This is a genomic window from Algoriphagus persicinus (genome assembly GCF_035156415.1).
GTDB lineage: Bacteria > Bacteroidota > Bacteroidia > Cytophagales > Cyclobacteriaceae > Algoriphagus > Algoriphagus persicinus.
The window spans coordinates 68,989-95,500 of record NZ_JAYEEY010000016.1 but is presented as its reverse complement, the minus strand read 5'-3'; the positions used below and the strand labels follow the sequence as shown (position 1 = coordinate 95,500).

Genomic DNA, 26,512 nt, shown 5'->3' with positions numbered 1-26,512 from the left:
GATGGCGGAAAAACAAAGACCAATAAAAACGCGCGAGTTTGGATTATCCAGCATGTCTGTGGATAATTCCACCTCAGTGGTGATCCTTACGCTGATAATTACCTTCTTGGGCTTAAGTGCATATCGCAATATGCCTAAAGAGAGTTTCCCTGAAATTGTCATCCCCACCGTATATGTTGGTACTCCTTATCCCGGCAACTCACCGGTAGATATGGAGAATCTGATTACCAGACCTATCGAAAAGGAACTGAAGTCTATCAATGACGTGAAGGACATCACCTCTACGTCAGTTCAGGATTTTTCTGCCATCGTGGTGGAATTCAATCCCGGTGTGGAGATATCCAAGGCGATTCAAGATGTAAAAGATGCAGTCGATAAATCCAAAAGTGAATTGCCTACAGATTTGGATCAGGAACCCAATGTGTTGGAGATTAATACCTCCGATTTCCCGATAATGAATGTGAATATCTCAGGGAATTATTCTGAGGCAGAGCTGAAGAAATTTGGAGAGTATCTAGAGGATGAAATCGAAAAACTGGCGGAAATATCTAAGGCAGATCTAGCGGGAACAGTAGAGCGAGAGATTCAAATCAATGCAGATCCCTATAAAATGGAGTCAGTTGGCGTAAGCTTTGGTGATATTGCGACTGCTATCCAAACGGAAAATGTAACTATTTCTGGAGGTAATATTCGTTCTGGAGATTTTCAGCGTACGTTACGTGTGGATGGTGAGTTTACTGACCCTATGGATATTTTGAATATCATCATCAAAACTGATAATCAGAAAATCGTATATCTCCGGGATGTAGCAGAAGTAAAGGATACCTATAAGGAGAGAAGTAGTTATGCCAGAAGTAAGAACCTTCCAGTAGTCACTATCAATGTGGTGAAGCGAAGTGGAGAAAACTTGCTGAATGCTGCCGATAAAATCAAAGAGATTATTGATAAAACTAAGGCAAATAGATTTCCTCCGGATCTGGAAATCAGTATCACCAATGATCAATCAAAAGCGACTAGGCTTCAGGTGAGTGACTTGGAAAACTCCATCATCTTCGGGGTAATCCTAGTAGTATTGGTATTGATGTTTTTCCTTGGATTTAGAAATGCGCTTTTCGTAGGTATTGCGATTCCACTTTCCATGTTTATTTCATTTTTGGTGCTGAATGCATTTGGGATCACGCTGAATCTTATGGTGCTTTTCTCGCTAATACTTGCGCTTGGCATGCTGGTGGACAACGGGATCGTGGTGGTAGAGAATATCTATCGATTGATGTCTGAGGGAAAGAGTGCTATTCAGGCAGCCAAGGAAGGTGTCGGCGAAGTGGCTTGGCCGATCATTACTTCTACGGCTACTACGTTGGCAGCATTCCTACCATTGGCTTTTTGGAAGGATACCGTAGGAGAGTTTATGAAATTCCTCCCTATTACGTTGATAATCGTACTTTCTTCATCACTCTTTGTAGCATTGGTAATCAATCCTGTATTGACTGCTCTATACATGAAAGTGGAGGATGTGAGTAAAGATAAACCAAAGCAAAGATCAATTATTGTGGCGGGCGTACTTCTCATTCTCTCCGCATTACTGTATCTGATAGGTTGGACTGCTTTTGGCTCCTTGATGCTGATTGCATGTGTGCTGACTGCGTTCAATGTATTTGTATTAAGAAAAGCCATACGCTGGTTCCAAACGGTGTTTCTGGTGAAACTTGAGAATAAATATGAATCAATTTTGGAGTATGCTTTGGTAGGGAAAAAACCATACGCATTCATAGGAGGAACCGTATTGCTCCTAGTACTGTCTTTGGCATTGCTATATGTGAGAGCCCCAAAGATTCTTTTCTTCCCGGACAATCAACCTCAGCTGGTTAATGTATTTATTGAATTCCCTATCGGCACCGACATAGAAGCGACAAACGAATTTGTGGATGGAATGGAAGACGAGCTGCTGATAGCTTTGGATGAATACAAAGATATCTTAGAGTCAGTCATTACCCAAGTAGGAGAGGGTACGGGGGATCCGCTGGAAGGGCCTAGTAATCAGCCTACTCCACACAAAGCTAAAATCACAATAGGATTTGTTGACTACATAGATAGACAGGGAATTAATACCAATGGGGCAATGGAAGAAATCCGTCAATTGGTAGGGAAATATCCAGGCGTTTTGATTACGGTAGATAAGCAGCGAAATGGCCCTCCTGTGGGCAAGGCAATCAACTTGGAATTTGCTGGCGAAGACTACGATCAGTTGATTGCGTTTGTCAATCAAACACGAGAATACCTAAATGACCAGAATGTTCCGGGTGTAGAGGAATTGAAATCTGATTTGTCTTTGGGTAATCCTGAAGTAATCTTAATTATTGATAGGGAAAAAGCAAGAAGATTTGGGCTTTCTACCTCAGAAATCGCAACAGACCTGCGTACGGCTCTTTTTGGTCTGGAAGTTTCCAAATATAAAGAAGGAGAGGATGATTACCCTATTCAGTTGAGACTGAAGGAAGGTTTCAGATACGATATCAATACCTTAGTCAATAAGAAAATTGGCTTTAGAGATAAGTTTGGAGACAAACGAGAAGTTCCCATCTCAGCAGTAGCGGATGTGAAATACGGCTCAACTTACGGTTCTGTGAAGAGAAAGGATCTAGAAAAAGCCATCACTATTTATTCCAATGTCCTTGATGGGTTCAATGCAACTGCTGTAAATGCACAGATCCAGACAGTTCTTCAAAACTATGAAGTGCCAGATGGCATCACAGTAAAATACACCGGAGAGCAAGAAGAGCAGCAGAAGTCTATGGATTTCTTAATGGGCGCATTGGGTATTGCTGTCTCTTTGATTTTCCTAATCATTGTAGCACAATTTAACTCAGTTACTACTCCATTCATTATTATGGCTTCTGTGGTTTTGAGTACTATTGGCGTTTTCTTGGGTCTTGTGATTTTCAATATGGATTTCGTAGTGATCATGACAGGTATAGGGATCATATCCCTTGCCGGAGTAGTGGTCAACAACGCAATCGTCTTGATTGATTATACCAATCTAGTTCGGGAGAGAAAAAGAGACGAGCTAGGAATGGGACCTAAGGATCACCTGCCGTTCCCATTAATGATAGCTAGTATAGTGGAGTCAGGAAAGACAAGACTACGCCCAGTATTGCTGACAGCCATCACTACCGTACTGGGATTGATACCCTTGGCTATAGGAATGAATATTAATTTCGGGACTTTACTGAGTTCTTTTGATCCCCAATTTTATGTGGGTGGAGATAATGCTGCGTTCTGGGGACCAATGGCTTGGACAGTAATATTTGGGCTAACCTTTGCGACTTTCCTTACGTTAGTCATCGTACCAGTCATGTATTTGTTGGCAGATAAACTCAATATGAGAATCAGCAAACTTAAATCTTGATTGGATTAAGGTTGGTGGTTTTTTTTGTTAAAACCTCCGGGACAATGTCTCGGAGGTTTTTTGCTTTTAACAGCTGGGTTTTTCTCTTTACAGCATGGAATTTGTAAATTCACCATCCCGAAATGATACGAGTAAAATGGAAGAATTAAAGTGGTTCGTGATGTACACATCTTCACGATCCGAAAAGAAAGTGGCTGATCGCTTGATAGAAAACGGCTTAGAAGTTTACTTACCGATGATAGAGGAACTTCGACAGTGGTCAGACAGAAAGAAGAAAGTAAAACGGGCTATGTTTAATGGCTATGTTTTTGTAAAAACTCGTCGCAATCAGCTTTGGGAATGCCTACAAGTACCTGGAGCTGTCAAGTTTGTACACTTTTCAGGACAACATGCCACTATTCGGGAAGAGGATCTTGATATCATCAAGCGTATAATCGAGACCGGTGTAGGGGTGGAGTCTGATGGATCGACTATAGACCCTGGTGAAAAAGTCAAGGTAATCGGCGGTCCGCTTCAGCACATGAGTGGAGAAGTTATTGAGAAAGGCAATCAGGATTATTTGTTGATCAGAATCCCAGGTATTTACCAGAATTTGCTGATCAATGTGCCTAGAAAATTTCTTGAGGTAGTCCCCTAAATTTTGTACTACTTGGATTTTGAGAAAAAATACCTTCTATACACGAGCTGCCCTTGGACTAGGTGATCTCCAAAGCGGTTGAAGCCGGCATTTCCATCGAGGTTATCGGTGAAAGTAGCAAGCATAGTTCCTTCCAATGCAATATCAGAAAACGCACCAAGTGTATAGCTGATTCCTCCTCTGATAGGTACATATCCCGTGGTGATTTTTTTCCGCTTTGGAATTTCATCTTTATTGAAAGAGCTGGTTTGCTCAGTACTGGCATGCATCACACCTAAGCCTAATCCACCGTAAAAGTTAAATATGCTTCTGTTCATGTGATTTCCAAAAGGGATGAGATACATGCTAGGCATCAAATCAAAATAGAAAACCGAGCCTTTTGCTGTAAATGTGGAGTTATTTTCCGACCAATAATTAGTGACAGCAGCACTGGGGGATCCTCCACTGGATATCCATTGCGCTCCACTTGTAGCTCTTAGTTCTACTCGGTCTGATAGTCGTTTGGTCAAAGAGGCAGAAACTGATGGTTTAATTTCAAAATTAAGTGATCTATATTGTCCTCCATTGTCAAGATATGCAAATGAAGGGCCTATACCGATGCTGATGATATTGTCTCTGGATTGTTTCTCTTTAAAAAAGCTTTGGGCGGACAGATTTATGCTTGCACAAAGGAAGAAAACTAGTGAGGAGAGTTTGAAAATTTTTGACATAACTTCGAGTCCTGAATAAGTGAAGACTTGATTGCAAATTTGGCAACAAATATGCCAATACGCTGCATGGATTTAAATTTAGAACTGAGCGATGCGAAAATTAGTATAGTCAAGACTAAAAATCAGGCTCCGTCAAACGCCTTTTTGATATCTTCCTCGGTGGTCTTTAACTTCCTTCGGCATGATTTTACTAGCTCTGCAGCTTCCTTGACCAATTCAGAAAGCTCATCCACACTTTTCTTTCCTTCCTCTAGTTCTGCTAGGATTGTCTCCAAGCGAAGCATGGCTTCATTGTACTTTAATTCGCTCATTTTTCCTCAATTTGTGTAATTGTGCTACTGATTATTTGCTTGGAAGTATGGGTTTGTAGTACATCTCCAAGTTGGATTTTTGCTGTATTGATAGGGTTACCGCTGATTTCAGTTCGGGTATAGCCTCTGGCTAAAATTACCTCGGGATTCAATTGACGCAGCAGTAATTCCTTGGAGTCTAGGTTCTGTTTGTGTTGTTGCAAAAAGCCCTCTAATCCCCGGATTATGTTTTTTTCAAAAGCCAGAAGCGCGTTTTCTTGGATCTGTAGTATGTTTTTGCCCGAAATCCGAATCCGATTAGTAGAGAAATTCAATTTCTCAGCTTCAAGATTCAGACGGCTTTCAGAACTTGCTTTTACCTGATGGGCGATTTGATGAATTCTGGTTTGCTCTTCACTCAGTTTTTGACGAGTCGCCCGATCCACTCGTAGGATAGCTAAGCCTAAGTTTTCTTCAAATTCCCTGAAGCCTGAAAGTAGAAATTCAGCTACTGCTGTGGGAGTTTTGAGTCTGGAATGTGCTACCAAATCGGCTATACTTTCATCCCGCTCATGGCCGATTCCTGTGAGCACAGGCAAGGAGAAATTCGCGATTTGGGCGGCAAGCTTGTAGTCATCAAAGCAATCTAGATCTAACTGCGCCCCTCCTCCGCGTATCATTACCACTGCCTCAATCCCCAATTCTTCTTTCACAGATTCAATCTGTTCCAGACTTCTGCTCAAGGATGCCACGGCTTCATTGCCCTGCATCATCGATGTAAAGAGCTTGTGATATACTTGATATCCGTAGGTGTTATTTTTCAGTTGATTGATAAAATCACCATAGCCTGCAGCTGTAGGGCTGCTGATGATGGCGATTTTCTGAATGACTGCTGGAAGTAGGTGTCTGGCGTTAAGACGTAATAAACCTTCTTTGGTGAGCCTATCGATTGTTTCTTGCCGGACTCGTGCTCTTTCTCCCAATGAAAAAGAGGGGTCTATGTCTTTTACATTGATGCTCAGACCATAGATAGGATGGAAGTTGACGGCCACCTGGGCAAGTACTTTCATGCCGTTTTTGATGCTGGAGCCAGTGATAGATTCAAATCGCGCCGCCACACCTCTATAGGCAAATGACCAGAGATTTGCCTTTATCTTTGCCTGAACCTGATTCCCTTGCTTTTCTACCAGTTCAAAATAAGCATGTCCCTGAGGAGCCTGACGGAAATCCGCAATCTCACCGATCACCCAAATCACCGGATCCAATTCCGTCTCTAGGGCTTGTTGGATGAGCCGATTGAGTTCAGATATTGATCGGGCATTTTGCATACTTAATTCAGCTTTTGGAATTCCGCCTTGATCTTTTGGTTCAATCCTAGGCTTGCACGAAGCATGGGGAGTCTAACTTGATCGTCACAGATTCCCATGTGGCAAAGCAGATTTTTAATACCTACAGGATTGCTTTCTTCATACATAAGGTGATTCAATGGCAAAAGTGAGAAGGCTGCCTTCAGACTTTCCTCTTCTGAGCCATGGCATAAGGCCTTAAAAGTTGCTGGAATTGCATTTGCCATCACAGAAATAATTCCTGATCCGCCAATGCTGTATATTGCTTTGGTCATCAGATCATCACCAGAGACCAACAAGAAGTCTTTTGGCATTTTTGATGCTATTTGCATGCATTGCTCCAGATTTCCACTCGCCTCTTTCATTCCAATAATATTTGAATGCTCGGCAAGACTTAAGGTAGTTTCCGCTGAGATATTAGACATGGTTCTTCCTGGGATATTGTACAAAATCACAGGCACTGGACAGGCATCGGCAATCGCTTGATAGTGAGCTATAATCCCTGCTTGGGTAGGTTTATTATAATATGGGCTGACTGAAAGGATGGCTTTTATGCCAGTGAAGTCTGTGTTTGCGATATCACGAAGGACGGACATGGTATTATTACCACCCATACCATAGACTACAGGTACTCGGTCAGCATTATATTCTAGACAGGCGCTTAACACCTGTTTTTTCTCAGAAGTTGATAGCGTCACTGTCTCCCCAGTCGTACCCAAAACCACCAAATAATCCACTCCACCATTGATCACATGATTGACAAGGCGTTTTAGTCCTTCGAAATCAATGGAGTAATCATCGTGAAATGGCGTGACAAGGGCTACGCCGGTTCCTTTAAGTTGGTGCATGGTTATAAGGTTTGGGAGGCTAAAGATAATGGGATGAGAGGAATTGACATTCTGTTTTGGAAAAAAATGGGGTAAGATCCAGTGAACAGTTACAGTGAACAGTCACAGTTGGGGCCTTCCACTAACTGAGACTGAGACTGAAGACTGTAAATCCTAAACACCAATCATCCTCAAAAACTCTTCCTCAGAAATCATTGGAACGCCCAGTTTCTGGGCTTTCTCCTTTTTACTTGGCCCCATATCTTCTCCCTCAATGATGAAGTCAAGATTTTTGGAAACTGCAGAAATATACTGTCCACCATGTGCTATCACAGCATCCTTGATCTCATCTCTCTTGAAATGAATTAATTTCCCGCTGGCCAAAATCCGTTTGCCTTCTAGGGAATTGCCCAACTGCTTTGATTCACTTTCATCCACCTCGAATTTCAATCCGAAGCCTTTCAGTCTAGCGATGATCTCTTGGTTTTTTGGCTGCGCAAAAAAGTCATGAATGCTATAGACTAGTGTTTCGCCTACGCCATTAATATCCAGTAATTGTTCAGAAGTGGCAGCTTCGAGTTTTTCAATTGTTCCAAAATGTCTGGCTAGCAATTGAGCTGTGTTCTCTCCAATATTTCTAATTCCCAAAGCGAAAAGCACTTTCTCGAAAGGCTGATTTTTTGAGGCTGCAATTCCTTCCATCATGTTTTTAATCACGCCGTCTTGAAATGTATTTGCTTTGAGTTTTTTGATGCGCTCAGTCAATTCCTGATTGAGATCAAGATTAAGTTTCAGAAGAATTCCATGCACCGTCCCTTCCTTTTTGCTGACTTCAAGCACCTGCTGGAAATCTACTTTTCTACTAAGGAAAAGATCCAATACCACAGCTACAGGTACGTAGTCTTCCAGTTTGGGTAGGTTGTGATCTTTAAGGTTCGAAATTAGGAAATCGATCATACCAGTATTGGAGGGGACTTTTTTCTTCCATTTTCTGATATGCTCCTGAAATGCTTTGAGCACTTGGGCTAATGGTAATTCAGTGTTTTCAGCTAGGAAATCATGAACTTGTTTAAATGTTAGCCCTTCAGTTAATGCAAAAAGTGCCTTTTCCAAGGTGATATAAAGCAGGCCATCCCCTTCAGTTTCATACTGGTCTTGCGACATTTCCAAGCCCAAAAGTTGATCCTTCCTCGCCTCCAATTCATAAATACCCGCTGGATTGGAGATAAAACCTTGATCAATCAGTGCTCTGATGCGCTCAGTTCCCATGGAGTCTATATCCATGGCTCGCTTATGTACAAAATGCTCGATTCTCCCCAAAACCTGAGGCGGGCAGGATTCTGCATTGGGACAATAGTGTTTGGCTTCGCTTTCTTTTCGTTCAAGCACTGATCCGCATTCCGGGCAGTGCGTGATATAGTCAATAGGTTTGGTATCTGAGCTTCTCCTTTCGGGATTTACTGCCGTGATCTTCGGGATGATTTCCCCGCCCTTTTCCACAAAAACAAAATCACCTTCGTGCAGATCCAGACGCTCAATCTCATTGGCATTGTGTAGGGAAGCCCGCTTCACGGTCGTACCAGCCAAGCTCACTGGAGAAAGGTTAGCCACAGGCGTGATCGCTCCGGTTCTTCCTACTTGATATGTGACAGATAATAATTCAGTCTCAGCACTTTCTGCTTTGTATTTGTATGCAATTGCCCAGCGGGGATTTTTTGCGGTAAAGCCCAGCTCCTCACGCTGATCGTAATTATTGACTTTCAAAACTACTCCATCGGTATCTACAGGAAGTGAAAAACGCTTTTCTTTCCAGTCTTCTATGTATTGGATTACCTGCTGTATATTTTCTGCTTTTCTATAGGTTTGGGAGACATTGAATCCCCATTTTTCTATCAATGAGATAGTCTCAGAATGCGTGTTTACACTGAGTTCATCGCCTAGCAACTGGTAGAAATAGCAATTCAATCTTCGCTTGGCGACGACAGAAGAGTCTTGCATCTTCAGTGTCCCGGAAGCTGCATTTCTGGGATTGGCGAGCAGCGCATCTCCTGCTTCTTCGCGTGCGGCATTGATTTTTAAGAATTCTTTCAAAGGCAAAAATATCTCTCCGCGTACTTCGAATTTGGCTGGAATTCCATTGCCTTTAATGTATAAAGGAATATTGCGGATCGTACGCACATTGGCCGTGACATCATCTCCTCGGGTTCCGTCTCCACGGGTGACAGCCCTAACCAATTTCCCGTTTTCATAGACCAGACTGATGGCCACGCCATCGAATTTCATTTCACAGAAATATTCGTAATTCGTATGCCCAAGACCTTTTGCGACACGCTCATCAAAGGCGATAAGCTCTTCCACAGAATAGGTATTGCCCAAAGAAAGCATGCGGGTCTCGTGCTCCACAGTCTGGAATTCCTTGGTGATCGTCCCGCCCACACGCTGACTTGGACTATCAGGATCAAGCAAATCAGGAAATGCCGTTTCCAATCGGATCAGTTCCTCCAACAATTGATCGAACTCATAGTCAGAGACTTCGGGATTGCTTTCCTGATAATACAGGTTGTTGTGGTGGTTGATTTCCTGGCTCAGTTGGGCAATTCGCTTTTCGGCTTCCTGTGGGTTCATGATTTTGTAGAAAAATTGGGGTATGTAAAAATAATAGATACTTACCGCAAAGTCGCAGAGGTCGCTAAGAAAGGCGTGGAGGGATTGCGGTGGAGGTGTTGGCGTATTCTGCACATAGCATTTTTTCTTATCAAATCAGCTCAAATTGAAACCTGATATTAAAGATGTTTAAGATTACTATTTATTAAAGCTATCTCCCAAATGATTTTTATTTATTCCAACTCATGATTTTTTCCAATTGATTCTTTGAGTCAAAATACTTTGTCAATTCCGCTCCTTTAGGTTTGATTTTTTCTAAGAATTCGTTAAGTGATTTAATTCCCTTAATTGGAAATGCTATTTTCAAAAAGTCTGGGATTGGGATTTCACTGATTTCTATTAAGGTTAAAAAAGATAAGTTGAAAAGTTCGTTGTCTTTTAACACTTCAAGGTTGTCGTCAACTAAGGAAGCATGACCATACCCGATTTCAAATGGAACCCATTGAGATTTGATAGTTTTTTCGGAAAGTACAACAATCATATGTGTACTAAACCGAACTCCATCTTTAATGTGTTGGGTAATCTTGATTGGATCATTTTGAGCAGATGCATATTGTAGTTCTTGGTCATATATGTCCAAATAATAATCAATTCCTGCTTCTTCTAGATACTTTCCAATTTCCAAACAGGCCTCTTTATCTTCATTTTTATGACTTAGGAAGATACAAACCTGATTTCCTTTTCTCCATTTAGAATTATTGATGCTATCTCCAGTTTTAAATACTTTTTGTATTACATCTTTGATTTTAAATTGTGCACTGGCTCGATTAATTCCTTTTTCCATACTTAAAAGTAATAATTCTTTTAGTTGTTTATTAACCGTAGTATGTCACTCTTCTCTTCACGAGTTTGTGGTTTGTTGACTTAAAGATTGGATTATGTGAAATGATGTAAATGTTATGAATATGCTCGAACTTCCTCCAAATCCCACAAATATTTGAGGTAATAAAAAAAAATCAAAACGCTTCGCCGTTGCGTCGCCGCGAGATAGATATTTAACCTGAAACGGGATTCACTTGTAGCTGCCCCCCTATTGCTTTGAGAACTTTCATTACGGTTGCAAATTGGGGTTTAGCACCGTCTGAAAGTGCTTTGTACAAACTTGGTCTACTAAGCCCGGTTTCTTCTGAGATTTTTGTCATTCCTATTGCTTTGGCCACGTGGCCGATGGCATTGATGACATCTGTTTCATTCCCATCTTCCAAGACAGTATTCAGGTACTCTGCAATCATTTCCTTACTGTCTAAATAATCTGCGATGTCAAATTTTGAAGCTTTCATAGTGCTATTCTTTTAATTTATCCCAAATTTCTATTGCTTTCTGTATATCTCTTTGTTGAGTAGACTTATCTCCGCCAATTAGCAGCACGATTATTCTACCGTCCTTTTCCTTAAAGTAAACTCGATATCCTTTTGCGAAATTTATTCGCATTTCACTGATTCCATCTCCTACAGGTTTGCAATCTCCAAAGTGTCCATCAGTTTCCAGTTTCTGAATCCGAAATAGGATTTTGGTCTTGGCTTTTAGATCTTTCAACTTCCTCAGCCATTTATCAAATTCAATGGTTTTTTCAATGAAGAACATAATTGGTGTATCTACTTGGATACAAATATAGATAAATTTTTACTGCGATTTTTTTGCTTATCAAGGTTAAGCCCGGCTAGTTATCTCAATAGGAAATATTTCTTATGTAATAAAAATTGAGTTTAAGGTTAAAACCTTCGAGATTCAAAACCTCAAAGGTTAGCAGTACGTTGCGACGTTCCGCCGCTGCGAGAACTATTTTCATTGTATATCCTCCTATTATTTTAAACCTTTGTTTTCCCCATTTCCCTAAATTTCTATGAGCAAAAAAGCGAGTGCTGAAAGCAAGATTCTGGATGCTGCCTACAAACTTTTTCTGGAGAAAGGCTACCGTCATACCACCATGGATGATATCGCCCAAATGCTTGGCATGAGCAAAAAGACACTTTACAAATATTACCCAGGCAAACTGGAATTGCTTGCGGCTTCTTTTGAAGTGACTAAAACCAAGCTTACAGCTAAAGTTGAGGCTGTCTTAGAGAACCAGTATATTTCTTTTCCCCTCAAATTGAAGTCAACCCTGACCGTAATGGCTTCCCTGCTGGGACCGATCAATCCTGAGCTTTTTGAAGACCTCAGGGAATATGCTCCCGAAATCTGGGAAGATCTGGAGCTGTATATCAATGAGTCTGCCTACACACGTTTTAAGAAATTGCTGGAGCAGGGGATAAGTGAGGGTTTAGTCAAGCCATCCGTCAATATCAATTTGGTGGTTATGCTTTATGCCACCGCAGTACAATCACTTATAGATCCTAAATTCACCAGGCAGTTTCCAGAGCCCATACAGAAGGGAATGAAGATTTCACCCGCCGATATCTACGATCAGTCGATCACTATTATATACAATGGAATTTTGACAGAGGAGGCACGCAATGAATTTGCGAATGGCTAACCCCCGCTTCAGCTGTTTTCCCTATCTTTGCAGTCAATATTGAACGTATTTCAGTAGAAAATCACTTTTCAAAAATCCGAATAGCTCCACTCATATGAGTCATAAAAATTTTAATAGATATACAGTCACTTCCGCCCTTCCCTATACCAACGGGCCGCTTCATATTGGTCACTTGGCCGGATGCTACATTCCCTCAGATATATATGTCCGCTATTTGCGAAGCCTCGGGAAAGACGTAATCTACATCTGTGGTAGCGATGAGCATGGGGTAGCGATTACTATCAAAGCAAAGAAGGAAGGAAAGACTCCTCAGGAAGTGGTGGATCAATATCATGAAATGATGAAAGGAAGTTTCCAAGAATTTGGGATCAGCTTTGATCATTATTCCCGTACATCGGCGCCCATTCATCATGAGACTGCCCAAGGCCTTTTCATGGACCTGTATGAAAAAGGTGAGTTTCTAGAGCAAAGTACTGAGCAGTATTATGATGAGGAAGCAAATCAATTTTTAGCGGATAGATATATAGAGGGAACCTGTCCTAAATGTGGCAACGAGCATGCCTATGGTGATCAATGTGAGAAATGCGGAAGCTCTCTTAGCCCTACAGAACTCATCAATCCCAAGTCAAAACTGAGCGGAAGAACACCTGTTTTGAAAGAGACTAAGCATTGGTTTTTGGATTTGGCGAAATACCAGAATTTCCTAAAAAAATGGATTCTGGAGGATCATGCTGAAGATTGGAAAAACAATGTGCTTGGACAATGTCGCTCTTGGTTGGAAGCCGGTGAGGGATTGCAAGCTAGATCGATGACCCGGGATTTGGATTGGGGAATAAAAGTGCCTTTACAGGATGCTGAGGGTAAAGTTCTTTATGTCTGGTTTGATGCGCCGATTGGCTACATCTCTTCAACTAAAGAATGGGCTGCTGAGAAAGGTATAGATTGGGAACCTTACTGGAAAGATCAGGATACCAAGTTGGTGCACTTTATAGGCAAAGATAACATCGTGTTCCACTGCATTATTTTCCCGGCTATTCTGAAAACTCACGGCGATTTCATCCTTCCGGATAATGTACCTGCCAACGAGTTTTTGAACTTAGAAGGAGACAAGATTTCTACTTCAAGAAACTGGGCAGTTTGGCTTCACGAGTATTTGGAAGAGTTTTCTGGCAAGCAGGATGTACTTCGTTATGTGCTGACGGCTAATGCTCCTGAGACAAAGGACAATGATTTTACTTGGAAGGATTTCCAGACAAGAAATAACTCAGAGTTGGTTGCGATCTACGGGAATTTTGTGAATCGTGCGGTGGTTTTGACTCATAAATACTATCAGGGAATTATACCACAGCGAGGTGAATTGACAGGATATGATCAAGAGGTCTTGAATGCTGTGGCAGAATTTCCTGAGAAAATCGCAGCATCTATCGAGCGATACAGGTTCCGAGAGGCACTTAGTATAATGATGGAGTTGGCTCGATTGGGAAATAAATATTTAGCAGATACAGAGCCTTGGAAAGTGATTAAAACCGACGAGACCCGTACCGGCACCATTCTGAATATTGCACTAAATATCGCAGCAAATCTTGCAATTGTATCTGAGCCGTTTTTACCTTTTACTGCAAGGAAACTGGTGGATTTATTCGGGATGAAAAAGATAGACTGGTCAGATGCTGGAAAGGTAGAGCTAATGAAAGCAGGTACTTCGCTGGGTGAGATGGGATTACTTTTCGATAAAATCGAAGATGAAACTGTAGAAAAACAAGTTCAAAAACTATTAGATACCAAGAAAATGAATGATGCTGAAAATGCACCTGTTCCTGTGATGAAAGAGATAATTACGTACGATGATTTTGCAAAGCTAGATATGCGCGTGGTGACCATTTTGGAAGCGGAGAAAATGCCGAAATCCAAGAAGTTGCTTAAGCTGAAAGTGGATACAGGCTTAGGTGAGAGAACTGTTCTTAGTGGTGTAGCTGAGCATTTCGAACCAGAATTTCTAATAGGAAAGCAAGTGACGATGTTGATCAATCTTGCTCCAAGGAAAATGATGGGCATCGATAGTGAAGGAATGATTTTAATGGCTGAGGACAAAGATGGCAAGCTCAAGCTGATGGTACCGCATGAAGGCACTGCGAATGGATCGACGATATCGTAAGTAGTAAGACATTAGTATCAAGTATCTAGATTTTAGAATTAAGATATCAGTAGGGGCGAATAATCATTCGCCTTTATTGACTTCACTTCCGTCCACATGATCCAAATAAATTCTTAAATTCATTTCTCTATGGAAAATGACATTAGGTGGATGCAACGATTGGAGAATTTCACGAAGGCTGTCAGGCTTTTGGAGGAAATTCAATCTCTTGATCTTGCTAAAATCTCTCAGTTGGAGAAAGAAGGGATTATTCAGCGTTTTGAATTTACGCTAGAATTGGGATGGAAAACGCTCAAGGATAAAATGGAGTCAGACGGTTTGGTTCTCCATCAGATTTCACCAAAAATGGTAGTGAAGGAAGCTTTCAAGGCTAAATACATTGATCAGATTGAAATCTGGCTTGATATGATTAATGACCGTAATCTTCTTAGTCATACCTATGATTTTACAGTCATGGAAGAAGTAATTCCTGATATACAAAAACGATATTCGCCAGCTTTATCAGCCTTGCATAAAACACTAGAGTAAATTGAAATCATGAAATTTGGCCTGACAAATTCTGCTCAAGAAATCCTTGTCGATATTTTTGAAAAGTATCCTCAGGTAGCTCATGTGATTATTTATGGTTCTCGCGTGAAAGGAACCTTTACAAACAGAAGTGATCTGGATTTGGTTATTGCTGATGAAGATATTGATCGCTTCACTTTGGGGAAAGTGATTTCTGATATTAATGACAGCGATTTTCCATATACTATCGATCTGCAAAGTCTGGCTAGGGTTCAGAACAAAAATCTCCTCGATCATATCAATAGATTAGGAAAGACATTTTATAAAAAAGATAAGTAGGGGCGAATAATCATTCGCCCTTTTCTATTATAAAAATAATCTTTCGGTCACTTTTCATGTCCCTAAAGTCTAATATCTTGCTACTTGAGTCTAACTACTAAAGTCTAGTGCAAGGGCCTCTTCTTAATCATCCCACCTTTGGTATCCTTGATTGGGTATTGGATCACGAAGGCTTTTGAATCAATTTTTTCGATTTCTACCAGCATTTTGGTGACTTCAAGTCTGGTGATTACGCAGAATAGAACTTTTCTGTCTGGAAGCTGATTGGCTTTGTCACCATAGCCCCCATCGGATTTTAGGACGGTTACACCCCGGCCTAAATCAAAGGAAATCATTTGCTTGATTTCCTCATTGTACGAAGACATGATCATTACGCCAAGGTATTCTTCCACTCCATTGATGATGAAATCCACTGTTTTGGATGCGGAAAAATAAGTCAGCATGGAATACATGGCAGTTTCTAAATCCACGAAAATCGCTGCCACAATAAAAAGGCAGACATTGAAAACAGTGATAAAATCCCCCACGGTCAAGCTGGATTTCCTACTGACAGAGATAGCCAGCACTTCAGTGCCATCTATCACAGCGCCACCCCTGATAGCAAAGCCAATTCCGCTTCCAAGAAAGAAACCTCCAAATACGGCAATCAGTAGTTTATCTGCCGTGATAGCTGGCACTTCTATGTAATGGACCAGAAGTGCCAGTCCGAAAATAGCAAGTGTGCTTTTGATGGCGAAGGGTACCGAAACTTGCTTAGCACCGAGTAAGATAAAAGGTAAGTTGACCAGGATAATGAGAACAGAAAGGTTGACAGGAGTGAGCATTTCCAAGAGTAGCGACATGCCCATAGCACCTCCGTCGAAAAAGCCATTCGGCAATAGAAACCCTTTAAGGCCAATACTTGCCATCACCACACCAATCGCAATGAAAAGACCGTCTTTAATTTGCCTCCAAATTGTAATTCGCTTCACTAATGTACTGTCCTGTATTTTTAATAGACGCTTAACCATGGGTCGAAAATAGAGTTTTTTAATCAACTGTTCTGCTTATAAATTTTTACAACCCAAGAATAAATACGTTACTTAAGTGTGAAAAGAGGGTTGGAATTACAGTTAATATAATTGAGAAAATCGAAAATAATGAATCATATTTTTAATAAAGTATGATAAAATTGTGGGTTTTGATAAAAATAAGTACCTATTTTTACTATTTTTTTGACAATTACATTTTTTCATTTATCTTTTTGGAGCTTGTTTTATTTAGATAAACTTATGAAGACCGAAGGATACAACTCAGGAGAACACTACGACGAGATGATCTCTGTAGATGGGGAGATTAGAGAGCATTATAATGAATTCTATCACCATCTGAAAAAGACGAGCTCTAGAAAGATGAACCAGCTTCAGCATTCTGCAAACCAGACGCAGCGGTCGATGGGTATGACATTTAATGTCTATCATGACAATCAGGGCTTGGAGAAGATTCTGCATTTGGATATTATTCCCAGGATTATTCCCAATTCAGAATGGCAGAAACTTGAGGCGGGATTAAAGCAGCGGACCCAGGCACTTAATCTTTTCCTTCAGGATATTTATAATGAACGGAAAATCCTAAATGATGGAATAGTGCCTTCAGATCTTATTTTGAAAAGTAAGGATTATTTAGAGCCTTGCATTGGCCTCACGCCTCCTAAGGGTATTTGGTGTCATATTACAGGTACTGATCTGGTAAAAAGCAAAGATGGAGAATACTATATTTTAGAGGATAATCTCCGATGTCCTTCTGGCGTGTCTTATATGTTGGAAAGCCGAGAAATTATCAAGCGTGTTTATCCGGATATTTTTACTCAGAAGGGCGTGATGCCAGTATCCGATTATCCTACAAAGCTGCTGCGCATGCTTCACAATCTTTCCGATAAACCAAAACCGGTGGTTGGAGTACTGACTCCGGGGATATACAATTCCGCATATTATGAGCACTCCTATCTTGCCTTGCAAATGGGTGTGGAACTGGTCAATGGAGTAGATCTCATAGTGGAAAACAATAGAGTATATATGCAGACCACCAAAGGACTGGAGCAAATAGATGTACTTTACCGCAGGATAGATGATACTTTTCTGGATCCTTTGACTTTCAATCCTGATTCCATGCTCGGCGTGCCTGGCTTGTTTGAAGCCTACAAAGCCGGCAATATTGCCTTGGCAAATGCTCCAGGAACTGGCGTAGCTGACGATAAGGCTGTGTATGCCTATGTCCCAAAAATCATTAAATATTACCTTGATGAGGAACCAATTCTGAACAATGTGCCCACTTATCTCTGTAGAGAAGAAAAGGACAGACAATACGTGTTGGATCACATAGAAGAATTGGTAGTGAAGGAAACCAATGCAGCTGGAGGTTATGGGATGCTTATTGGCCCGAAAGCCACCCCAGAAGAGCATGCTAAATTCAGAGAGCTTGTCAAAAATAATCCAACTAATTACATTGCTCAGCCCACGCTGTCACTCTCAACCGTCCCAACTTTGACTGATGAAGGTATAAGTGGCAGGCATGTGGATTTGAGACCTTACATATTGTATGGAAAGGAAATCGAAGTAATTCCTGGTGCATTGACCCGAGTGGCGCTAAAGAAGGGTTCGCTTGTAGTGAACAGCTCCCAAGGTGGAGGAAGTAAGGATACTTGGGTTTTATATTAATAAACAGAAAGAATATGCTAAGTAGAGTAGCGAATAGTATTTATTGGTTAGGAAGATACCTGGAGCGTGCAGAGAATTATGCGCGATTTATAGATGTGAACTTCAATCTGATGCAAGATCTGCCGATGGATCTGAAAGAACAGTGGCGTCCGCTGATAGCTGCCACCGGTGATTTGGATCTCTATGAGGAGAGATGTAAGGGCTATGAGAGAAATCAGGTTTTATTCTTTTTGGGGTTTGACGCCGAAAACCCGAACTCCATGCTTTCTACCATCAAAAATGCCAGGGAAAATGCACGAATCATCCGTGAAAATCTGAATAAGGAAACTTGGGAGAAGGTCAATGAACTCTATTATATAATGCAGGATGGCTTGGAAAAGAAGGTTTGGAAGAAAGAAGATCCGAGACCATTTTTTGAGAAGGTGAAAAACCAAATTCTGCTAATCTATGGTATAGCGGATAGCAGTGTAGCGAGAATAGAGGGCTGGTATTTCAGACAACTCGGTCAATACCTGGAGCGCGCGGATAAGACTTCTAGGATATTGGATGTGAAATATCATATTCTTTTACCCTCCGATCAAGAAGTGGGAACGCCTCTTGATTTCCTTCACTGGATGGCCTTGCTGAAATCTGTGACTGCTTTTAATACCTACCGTAGATTATATGGTAATATTGATTCTGCCTGTGTGGTGGAGTTCCTGGTTTTGAATAAATATTTTCCCAGATCAATTTACTACTGCATCAAAGAAGCAGAGAAATGCCTCCACAATATCTCAGGTAACTTAGGGAGTGGCTATTTGAACTCAGCCGAAAAAGCGATGGGTGAGCTGCGTTCAAGGTTGGAGTTTGCTGAAGTAGGAGAGATTATTGAGTTTGGCTTACACGAATACTTGGATAACCTTCAGTTGAAAATCAACGGGATTTCTAACCTAATAGACTCCAACTTCTTTACTATCAGGGATAATCAATCCAACCAAACTCAAAGTCAGAATTGATAAACTTGCATTCCGATCGATTAATCAGCGTAAACGCCATCCTCTGGTTTTTCGAAGATTTCTGCATCAAACTCTTCGTCCAGAAGTAAGGCATCTGCAAAAGTGACTTGATACTTTACATTCTTTGTGGAGTCGTTTTCAAAGGTGTATCCAGTTAGAATCCGCGGGAAATAGACACCGTCTGAGTTCCGATAGTCTTCGTATTTCAATGCACTGAAAGGAGGGTTTTCATTTCCGAAGTAAGTCACAGTATAAAGTAAATATTCAAGTCTATTAGTTTCTGGATTGATCAACATGAAATATTGATCATTTGGACTGGAACCAGTGCTGGGGTCAAATTTTGCTTGGTAAGTTGGATACTTTTTACCGTTCAGGGATTTATCGGCTACTTTCTCTACGGTTACTCCTGGGTCAGTAAATACATAGGGGATGTTGAAAAAATAGAAATATAAGTTGTGGTAAAACCTAACTGAGTTTCCTTTGTAAGCATCTCTAGTCGGGCTGATCCAAGTTTGATTACCATCAAAACCAATTTCAAATTCTGAGTTGGAAAGTCGGATTTTTCTACTATCCAGATTGATAAATGCATCCTCCTGAGTCATGACGCCTTCATGGATCATGGCATAGCTTTCGGCTTTGGCATGGTGCCATTTTTGCCAATCGCCATGCGCCTCCAGAATGGAAGTGAATTCTGGGGAAAGCTCAGGAAGTGGTTTTTCTACCTGAGACTGACAAGAACAGATAGAGAATAGAAGTGCTAAAGAGGCAACAGTCAGACGGAGTTTGAGCTTTTTGTATAACATTAGCTTGTTCAATGTAAAAGGAAATTATGTTTTGATAAGCGTGATAGATTCAATTAATACAGCATAAGCTAAGTGGTATTTTGGTTAAAAAAAAGCCCAAGCATTTCGCTCGGGCATTTTCAATTGATCAGACCTATCGGTTATTCAATTAACCTACTGTGTGTTATTCTACGGAGCTGTCTTTTAATTTTTATTAGATTAAATCTAAATAATAAAATACTTCCTTATTTTTGCCTCCTGTATTTATCTCCATTTTCTTTAAACTGACCATTTTATGAAGACTGAAAAAGTTACAGCTTGGAAAAGCATCCGAAATATTTTTGACCAAATACACCTGTATGCTGGGCTTATTTCTGGTCTGGTGGTGATTGCAGTTTGTCTCAGTGGGACTATATATGTGTATAATACTGAGATCCGAGAGTTTATGGATTCTGAACTTTATTTCGTGGAGGCTACCGGTGATCGTTTGTCTGCGGATGAATTGAAGAGTTCTTTGGAAATAAATTCTAATTCGGATGTAATAGGCGTGATGTGGAATGAAGAGGCTGATCGCTCGGTGCAGTTCACCTTGAAGAAAGAAGGAGAAGAGGGTCGTGGAACTACCTATTTTGTCAATCCTTATTCTGGGGAAATAGTAGGAAATACCTCAGAACGTACCAATACAGCGGAATTTATGGGCTACATCTTCAGTCTTCATAGATGGCTTATGCTGGATAGAATTGAAGAGCCAATTCTAGAAAATATGGGCAACCGGGATTTAGGCCGCTTTATCAATGGAGTTGCTACCCTTTTGTTTCTTTTGGGAGTGATTACAGGTATTGTGATCTGGGTTCCAAATAAAGTGAAAAGCTGGAAGCAAGGCTTGAAAATCAAATGGTCAGCCAACTGGAAGCGGGTCAATCACGATCTACATAATAGTCTGGCATTTTACTCGCTCATTTTCCTTTTTATTATGTCATCTACTGGGCCGTTTTGGTCATACACCTGGTACAGAGAAGGATGGCAAAAAACCTGGGACACCTATCAAGAGCCTGCTCCCAGAGGTGAGAATGCAGGGAAACCCAAAAACGAGGCAAAAACCGAAGAGGCTACTTCGGGAGTTTCTCTAGAGGATATTTTTGCAAAGACCAATGCCGAGCTTCCTTATACTGGGAACATCAGAGTATCTCTTCCATCCAAAGCATCTGATCCAATAAATGTGAGTAAGTATAGAACTGGTTTTTTTGCAAGATCCGGCTCAGATCAATTGACCTTGTCTTCTGCTGATTTATCAGTTACTGAGACTAATTTATTTTCGGATTTACCGTTCCGTCAGCAAATAGGCAGATCTGTGAAGTCTCTGCATGTAGGTGATATATTTGGTCAGTTTTCGAAATTTCTATGGTTTGTAGCTTGCTTGATAGCGACTTCATTGCCTTTTACAGGAACATTGATCTGGTGGAATAAGCGAAAGAAAAAAACAGCAAAGAAAAAGCCTTCCAGGGGCAAAGTGGTAGAAATGGCGTAATTCATATAAGAGACCTTCTGGTTTCGGAAGGTCTTTTTTTCAGGTTTATTTTAACCGCAAAGTTCACCGAGTTTTTCGCAGAGTGCACAGTGCGCATCTTGTTTCAAAACTTTAAGAGAATCTTAAGCTTGAGAATTACAGAGCTTGGATTGAATTGTTAACTTTTGCGTAGCAAAAACAACCAAGAAAGAGAATTCAAGGTCAACTATGGAAATTGCATAGCTTTTCAATAAAACTAAATCGCTTAACTGCGACCTTTGCGTGACCTTTGTGATCTCTGTGGTAAAAAAATAAGCATGCGAATTCTAGTCGTAGAAGATGAGCCGGGGATTTCCGGGTTTTTAAAACAAGGATTTTATCCTTTGGTATGGAAAAGGCTACTTGATAGGGGCTCTGGTCTGTGGGGACACAGACCGGGGCTTAGTATTTTTGGCAAAGCAGGCTCAATTACTTCAGAAATTTCTCCATGAAATCTTCCCTATAAGTCCTGCCGATTGGAAGAACGGTGTCACCGATGAGGTGAACTTGGTTGCCACTGAGTTTGATGATTTTGTGGATGTTTACTACGTAGGATTTATGTATTCTATAGAAATCTCTTTCATCCAATATTTCTATCCATTTTTTCATGGGTTCAGAGGAAAGGTGCTTTTTCTCTAACATAAATACCTCACAATAATCCCCATCAGCAGCGAGATGAATAATGTCGTGAAAGGCTATACGAACATGCTCATAGCCGATCTTGATGAAATGTTCTTTTTTTGATTGATTTAGAGTTTGGCTTGGAACGTCTGAGTTTCTTCTCACTTTTACCACTGCCTTCACAAATCTCTCAAAAGAAAAAGGTTTGAGCAGGTAGTCAACCACATCTAGTTCATATCCTTCCAGCGCATATTCCGAATAGGCAGTGGTCATGATCACCTGAGGTTTGTTCGATAGATTTTTCAGAAATGAAATACCGGAGAGCTTGGGTAGGTTGATATCCAAAAACATCAGGTCCACAGATTCTCCCTTTATAAAATCCATAGCCTGAATAGCATCTCCAAAGGTACCTACCAGTGTCAGTGATCCTATATCTTCTGTATATTTCTTAAGGATTCGCTGGGCAGGCTGCTGATCTTCTACGATGATACAGTTCATGCTTTGCTTAGTTTGATCTTTAGACGGACGAAAAACTCATCCTCAGTTTGATCTATTTTCAATTCATATTGCTCAGGGTATAGCAAATTGAGTCTTTTTTTTACGTTTTCCAGTCCAATTCCATTCTGAGGAGAATTCACAGGATGGTAATTGTTTTGACAGATAAAAGTAAGTTCTCCACTCTCATTCACCCTGATTGATATAGCTATTTTGATTTGATCAGACTGCCCTGACTGGCTGTGTTTGAAGGCATTTTCCACAAAAACATTTAGAATTAGGGGTGATATTCTATAGCCATCTTCAATATTCTTAGTGTCAAGCTCTACTGAACCTCTTCCCTCTATTTGTAATTCATAGAGTTGGATGAAGTTGAGCAGATGATCTATTTCTTTGGTTAGCAATACAGTGGGCTCTCTGCATTCGTAAAGCATATACCGAAGAACCCCGCTCAGTCCCAAGATGATTTCGGGTGTTTTGGGAGACTGCTCTACTGCATAAGAATAGAGATTGTTAAGATTGTTGAATAGAAAATGAGGATTGATTTGAGAGTTTAGGTATGATAATTCACTTTCCTTCACCATGACCTTAAGCTCGTCCAGTTCCCTTTGCCTTTGAGTAGCATCCCAGGCGATTTTCGATCCTGCCAAAGCGACCAAAACAGACAGGATCTTGCCACTACTTAATAGCACTCCCTTGAAATCCGCTCCTCTGGTGTAGGGAAAAAAAATGGGTTCTAGTATAAATTCCTCGATCAGTAATACCCATATCAATGCTAATAATGTATATAAGCCAAATTGAAGATATTTTTTATGGTAAAAAAACATAGGCAAAAACACATAACCGATCAGCAGATTTGCCCAGATATAATTAAAAAAAAACCAAAGTTGATACCAATTTAGCTCGTATTTCAACTGCCCTCTTTCATGATCCATAATCACAAAATGGAACACCAGCAGGTGGATGGTGATCTGGAAGATCCATTCCTTTTTTAGAGCCTTATTTTGAGTTGCGATTGAATCCATAAATCAAATTAACTCCTGAAGATATTAATAAAGTATCAAGTCGGTAAACAGCCGGATTTTGCCGACAAACGACAGAGCGAATGAGTTTTTGCTGTTTAGCGGGAAAGTCTGGTCGTTCATCGGTTTTGTTTTTTCTGGCAGCTTTTACTCGTCAAGTTTAAGTCAATTAAACCTGCTGCAATATGAAATCGAGCATGACGCAAGCGACACACAGAGGGTTGATTATCCGATATGCGAGATTCTCCCGATCCGCCGCGGCGGACGGGACGGGCTATCCCGTTTCCTTCGTCACGGGACAGGTTATGACCATTGAAAAATAAATTATAAACATATGAAATACGTGCTTATTTTGATCTTATTTTTTGGTTTGAGAATTACTACCGCCTATTCACAAGGTATAGAAGTTACCGGAAAGGTAGTAGATGCCATAAGCCAAAATCCTATCGAATTCGCAACTATCAAACTTTTGAATGGAGATTCGGGACAGATGATCGCTGGCACAACCACCTTACCAAACGGGAACCTTCTTCTATCTACTGAGATTAAAAATTTTTCTATAGAAGTGAGTTTTATTGGATTTATCACCCAGCAGATCAAGGAGATTGAAGTGGTGAATAATAAAGTGAATCTGGGAACAATCTCCCTAGAGCAAGATACTAAGCAGATGAGCGAAGTTGTAGTTCGGGGGAAAGATCTACCACTGAATTTCAACTAGACAAGCGCGTGTTTAACGTGGGACAGGATTTGAGTAGCACAGGCGCCAGCGCCTTGGATGTCTTGAATAATGTCCCCTCTGTGACCGTGAATATAGAGGGCCAAATTCTTCTTCGTGGGACAGGTGGGGTGCAGATTTTGATCAATGGTAAGCCTTCCGTCCTTACTAATGACGGAGGCAATGCGCTGGGCACTTTGACAGCTGATATGATCGAGCGAGTGGAGGTGATGACCAATCCCTCAGCCAAATACAATGCGGAAGGTACTTCTGGGATTATAAATATAGTCTTGAAAAAAGAGGAGAAAAAGGGCGTGAATGGATCTGCCTCACTGAATACCGGGGTGCCAAACAACCATAGTTTAGGCTTTAGTCTGAATAAGCGTACCGAGAAATTTAATTTGTTTAGTCAAATAGGGGTGGGAAAGCGCACCATGCCGGAGAATTTTGAGACGCTCAATAGAAATTCAACCACAGGAGCTGAAGTGCAAAGTGTAGGCGAAGTGGAAAAGAACGAGAATTTTTTCAATCTGATTTTAGGTACAGATTATTACTTCAATGACAAAAACGTAATTACGGTTTCTGGAAATTATGCTATGGAGATAGAATCAGAAAGCTCCATAGGCGATTTCACCACATTAAGTGGGCAAGGTGCACCTTTGACTGGCTGGCAACGGAAAGAAAAAACCGAAGCGACCAATCCAAAATGGCAGTATGAAATGCAGTACAAAAGCGACTTCTCGGAAGAAGAAGATCATTTTCTGCTGATCAGTGCAATAGGAAGTTCCTTTGCTAAAGATCAATCTTCCACCTTTATCAATAGTCCTTCTTTTGGGGAGGATGCCCAATCGGGTGAGCAGTTGAGTGATAATGATTTCAGCCAGGCGGAATACACTTTCCAAGCAGATTACACGAAGCCAATTGCTGAGAAATTCACATTGGAAACAGGTGGTCAGTATTTCATTCAAGAAGTGAAAAATGATTATTCCATAGCTTCTTTAGAATCAGGGCTATGGGTAGTCAATCCGGCCCTTTCCAATAATTTCTTCTATGAGCAAAAAGTACTGGGAATCTACGGGACAGGTGCTTATGAAGCAGATAAATTTGGTTTGAAGTTGGGGCTGAGAATGGAAAATACGGACATTCATACGCTATTGGAGGAAACAAATGAAGAGAATGGTCAGAATTTCACGAACCTATTCCCGACTGTCCATGCTTCCTATAAGGTAGCCAAAACCTTTTCTTTACAAGGTGGCTATTCGAGAAGAATTTCCCGGCCTAGGTTCTTTGACCTGAATCCATTTTATAATATAAGAAACACTTACAGCGTATCCACTGGGAATCCAAATCTACTGCCTGAATACACTGATAGCTATGAAGTGACCGGTATTTTGGATCATTCCTTATTTTCACTTAGCGCGTCTGTATATCATCGCTACATCACGCAAACGATAGAGGATGTGACGATTTTCGAAGACGGAATCAACATCACCAAGCCGATGAATATTGGAACCAACAATGTCACTGGGCTGGAGATCAATGGAAAAATGACGCCTGCCGACTGGTGGTCTTTGAGTACAGATTTCAACTATAATTATTTCGACAGATCAGGAACTTACGAGTCTACTCCTTTCGGCTTTCAATCTAATCAATGGACGGGACGCCTGACCAATAAGTTCAATTTACCGGCGGACTTTACCTTAGAAGTAGTCGGCGATTATAGGTCTTCTTATAAGACATTTCAGCGAAATATAAGTGGATATGCTATGGCAGACATAGGCATCCGTAAGAAAATCGTGAAAGGTAAGATCATCGTGAATCTCAGCGTCCGGGATGTATTTGCTACCAGAATTTCGGAGAGTGAGACACAAAATTCTGATTTCTACCAATACAATTTCCGCCAGAGAGGTCGCTTTGTGACATTTGGTGTGAGCTATGGATTTGGCAAGGGTGAAGCCATGGAGTTTAGCGGAGGAAGAAGGAGATTTTAAGAGGCCAATACAGATGTTCCCTTGCCTGTGAAATGGGAAGAGATCCTTCACCATTGTCTGTGTTTCCATACATCACGTGATAAGTAGATATTCAGGTTTGTAAGGACATGGATCAGCTAGAGGAAAGCAAAAAATAATGGGTTAATTGTTAAAGGAAATCCCAAGTCCAAGTGGGCTTGGTTTTTTTTATTGCCGTTCCATTTGTTGTTAAACTTGTTTGGAATGAGTTATATCTAAGGACATTTTGCCAATGTGGCTAATTAATCTCATTTCAACTAGGGTGAATTCACTT

The 26,512-nt window shown here is 40.8% G+C and carries 24 protein-coding genes; 12 read left to right on the top strand and 12 right to left on the bottom strand.

Annotated elements, in window-relative coordinates; genetic code table 11:
* Position 1 precedes the first annotated feature (1 nt).
* Both U3A58_RS13785 and U3A58_RS13780 read left to right on the top strand, forming a co-directional pair.
* The gene (locus U3A58_RS13785) at positions 2–3,406 is read left to right on the top strand and encodes an efflux RND transporter permease subunit (protein ID WP_323824223.1); all 3,405 of its coding nucleotides are present in this window, start codon (positions 2–4) and stop codon (positions 3,404–3,406) included.
* A gap of 136 nt (positions 3,407–3,542) precedes the next feature.
* Positions 3,543–4,043, top strand: coding sequence for a UpxY family transcription antiterminator (locus U3A58_RS13780; RefSeq protein ID WP_323824221.1), 501 nt, complete (start codon positions 3,543–3,545; stop codon positions 4,041–4,043).
* Positions 4,044–4,051: 8 nt separating this feature from the next.
* Here the strand turns inward: U3A58_RS13780 and U3A58_RS13775 are convergent, their stop codons facing one another.
* The 8 genes from U3A58_RS13775 to U3A58_RS13740 form a co-directional block, all read right to left on the bottom strand.
* Positions 4,052–4,753: a hypothetical protein gene (locus tag U3A58_RS13775; protein WP_323824219.1), complete on the bottom strand. Its 702-nt coding sequence runs from the start codon at positions 4,751–4,753 to the stop codon at positions 4,052–4,054.
* Between the two features lie 122 nt (positions 4,754–4,875).
* Complete coding sequence (xseB, locus tag U3A58_RS13770) at positions 4,876–5,064, bottom strand: exodeoxyribonuclease VII small subunit (protein ID WP_323824217.1); 189 nt, start codon at positions 5,062–5,064, stop codon at positions 4,876–4,878.
* Positions 5,061–6,371 (bottom strand): exodeoxyribonuclease VII large subunit, encoded by a 1,311-nt coding sequence (gene xseA, locus U3A58_RS13765; RefSeq protein WP_323824215.1) that lies wholly within the window; start codon positions 6,369–6,371, stop codon positions 5,061–5,063. Before xseA ends, xseB begins: the two co-directional genes overlap by 4 nt.
* Positions 6,372–6,373: 2 nt before the next feature.
* Positions 6,374–7,237, bottom strand: a complete 864-nt coding sequence (gene dapA, locus U3A58_RS13760; protein WP_323824213.1) for a 4-hydroxy-tetrahydrodipicolinate synthase — start codon at positions 7,235–7,237, stop codon at positions 6,374–6,376.
* Between the two features lie 153 nt (positions 7,238–7,390).
* On the bottom strand, positions 7,391–9,841 hold the full coding sequence (gene ligA / locus U3A58_RS13755; protein ID WP_323824211.1) for an NAD-dependent DNA ligase LigA: 2,451 nt from the start codon (positions 9,839–9,841) through the stop codon (positions 7,391–7,393).
* Between the two features lie 208 nt (positions 9,842–10,049).
* Positions 10,050–10,664 (bottom strand): toll/interleukin-1 receptor domain-containing protein, encoded by a 615-nt coding sequence (locus U3A58_RS13750; RefSeq protein WP_323824209.1) that lies wholly within the window; start codon positions 10,662–10,664, stop codon positions 10,050–10,052.
* A gap of 211 nt (positions 10,665–10,875) precedes the next feature.
* Positions 10,876–11,160 (bottom strand): addiction module antidote protein, encoded by a 285-nt coding sequence (locus tag U3A58_RS13745; RefSeq protein ID WP_323824207.1) that lies wholly within the window; start codon positions 11,158–11,160, stop codon positions 10,876–10,878.
* A 4-nt stretch (positions 11,161–11,164) separates the two neighbouring features.
* A complete protein-coding gene (locus U3A58_RS13740) occupies positions 11,165–11,464 on the bottom strand; it encodes a type II toxin-antitoxin system RelE/ParE family toxin (RefSeq protein WP_323824205.1) in 300 nt (99 codons plus the stop codon).
* A 259-nt stretch (positions 11,465–11,723) separates the two neighbouring features.
* Between U3A58_RS13740 and U3A58_RS13735 the strand changes: the two genes are divergently transcribed.
* The 4 genes from U3A58_RS13735 to U3A58_RS13720 all read left to right on the top strand — a co-directional run bounded on the left by U3A58_RS13735 (position 11,724) and on the right by U3A58_RS13720 (position 15,357).
* The gene (locus U3A58_RS13735; RefSeq protein ID WP_323824203.1) at positions 11,724–12,356 is read left to right on the top strand and encodes a TetR/AcrR family transcriptional regulator; all 633 of its coding nucleotides are present in this window, start codon (positions 11,724–11,726) and stop codon (positions 12,354–12,356) included.
* A gap of 94 nt (positions 12,357–12,450) precedes the next feature.
* A complete protein-coding gene (metG, locus tag U3A58_RS13730) occupies positions 12,451–14,511 on the top strand; it encodes a methionine--tRNA ligase (protein ID WP_323824201.1) in 2,061 nt (686 codons plus the stop codon).
* 129 nt (positions 14,512–14,640) lie between these two features.
* The gene (locus U3A58_RS13725) at positions 14,641–15,039 is read left to right on the top strand and encodes a nucleotidyltransferase substrate binding protein (protein ID WP_323824198.1); all 399 of its coding nucleotides are present in this window, start codon (positions 14,641–14,643) and stop codon (positions 15,037–15,039) included.
* A 9-nt stretch (positions 15,040–15,048) separates the two neighbouring features.
* The gene (locus tag U3A58_RS13720) at positions 15,049–15,357 is read left to right on the top strand and encodes a nucleotidyltransferase domain-containing protein (protein ID WP_323824197.1); all 309 of its coding nucleotides are present in this window, start codon (positions 15,049–15,051) and stop codon (positions 15,355–15,357) included.
* Between the two features lie 104 nt (positions 15,358–15,461).
* Here U3A58_RS13720 and U3A58_RS13715 read toward each other — a convergent pair whose 3' ends face one another.
* A complete protein-coding gene (locus U3A58_RS13715; protein WP_323824195.1) occupies positions 15,462–16,367 on the bottom strand; it encodes a YitT family protein in 906 nt (301 codons plus the stop codon).
* A gap of 261 nt (positions 16,368–16,628) precedes the next feature.
* On the opposite strand from U3A58_RS13715, the gene U3A58_RS13710 reads away from it, so the two are divergent.
* Both U3A58_RS13710 and U3A58_RS13705 read left to right on the top strand, forming a co-directional pair.
* Positions 16,629–18,053, top strand: coding sequence for a circularly permuted type 2 ATP-grasp protein (locus tag U3A58_RS13710; RefSeq protein WP_323824193.1), 1,425 nt, complete (start codon positions 16,629–16,631; stop codon positions 18,051–18,053).
* A 14-nt stretch (positions 18,054–18,067) separates the two neighbouring features.
* Complete coding sequence (locus tag U3A58_RS13705) at positions 18,068–19,048, top strand: alpha-E domain-containing protein (protein ID WP_323824191.1); 981 nt, start codon at positions 18,068–18,070, stop codon at positions 19,046–19,048.
* Positions 19,049–19,068: 20 nt separating this feature from the next.
* Here the strand turns inward: U3A58_RS13705 and U3A58_RS13700 are convergent, their stop codons facing one another.
* Positions 19,069–19,851 carry a DUF6503 family protein gene (locus tag U3A58_RS13700; RefSeq protein ID WP_323824189.1) on the bottom strand — a complete coding sequence of 261 codons (783 nt, stop codon included), beginning with the start codon at positions 19,849–19,851 and terminating at the stop codon, positions 19,069–19,071.
* Between the two features lie 274 nt (positions 19,852–20,125).
* Between U3A58_RS13700 and U3A58_RS13695 the strand changes: the two genes are divergently transcribed.
* Positions 20,126–21,358: a PepSY-associated TM helix domain-containing protein gene (locus tag U3A58_RS13695; protein ID WP_323824187.1), complete on the top strand. Its 1,233-nt coding sequence runs from the start codon at positions 20,126–20,128 to the stop codon at positions 21,356–21,358.
* A gap of 447 nt (positions 21,359–21,805) precedes the next feature.
* On the opposite strand, the gene U3A58_RS13690 is transcribed toward U3A58_RS13695, so the two are convergent.
* On the bottom strand, positions 21,806–22,495 hold the full coding sequence (locus U3A58_RS13690; RefSeq protein ID WP_323824185.1) for a LytR/AlgR family response regulator transcription factor: 690 nt from the start codon (positions 22,493–22,495) through the stop codon (positions 21,806–21,808).
* Positions 22,492–23,517: a sensor histidine kinase gene (locus tag U3A58_RS13685; protein WP_323824183.1), complete on the bottom strand. Its 1,026-nt coding sequence runs from the start codon at positions 23,515–23,517 to the stop codon at positions 22,492–22,494. The genes U3A58_RS13690 and U3A58_RS13685 overlap by 4 nt, the downstream gene beginning before the upstream one ends.
* 182 nt (positions 23,518–23,699) lie before the next feature.
* On the opposite strand from U3A58_RS13685, the gene U3A58_RS13680 reads away from it, so the two are divergent.
* From U3A58_RS13680 to U3A58_RS13670, 3 genes are read left to right on the top strand one after another with little or no spacing between them, the layout of a single operon-like run.
* Positions 23,700–23,837, top strand: a complete 138-nt coding sequence (locus U3A58_RS13680) for a hypothetical protein (protein WP_323824182.1) — start codon at positions 23,700–23,702, stop codon at positions 23,835–23,837.
* 11 nt (positions 23,838–23,848) lie between these two features.
* Positions 23,849–24,232, top strand: a complete 384-nt coding sequence (locus tag U3A58_RS13675; RefSeq protein WP_323824180.1) for a carboxypeptidase regulatory-like domain-containing protein — start codon at positions 23,849–23,851, stop codon at positions 24,230–24,232.
* A gap of 8 nt (positions 24,233–24,240) precedes the next feature.
* Positions 24,241–26,220, top strand: coding sequence for an outer membrane beta-barrel family protein (locus tag U3A58_RS13670; protein WP_323824178.1), 1,980 nt, complete (start codon positions 24,241–24,243; stop codon positions 26,218–26,220).
* Positions 26,221–26,512 lie beyond the last annotated feature (292 nt).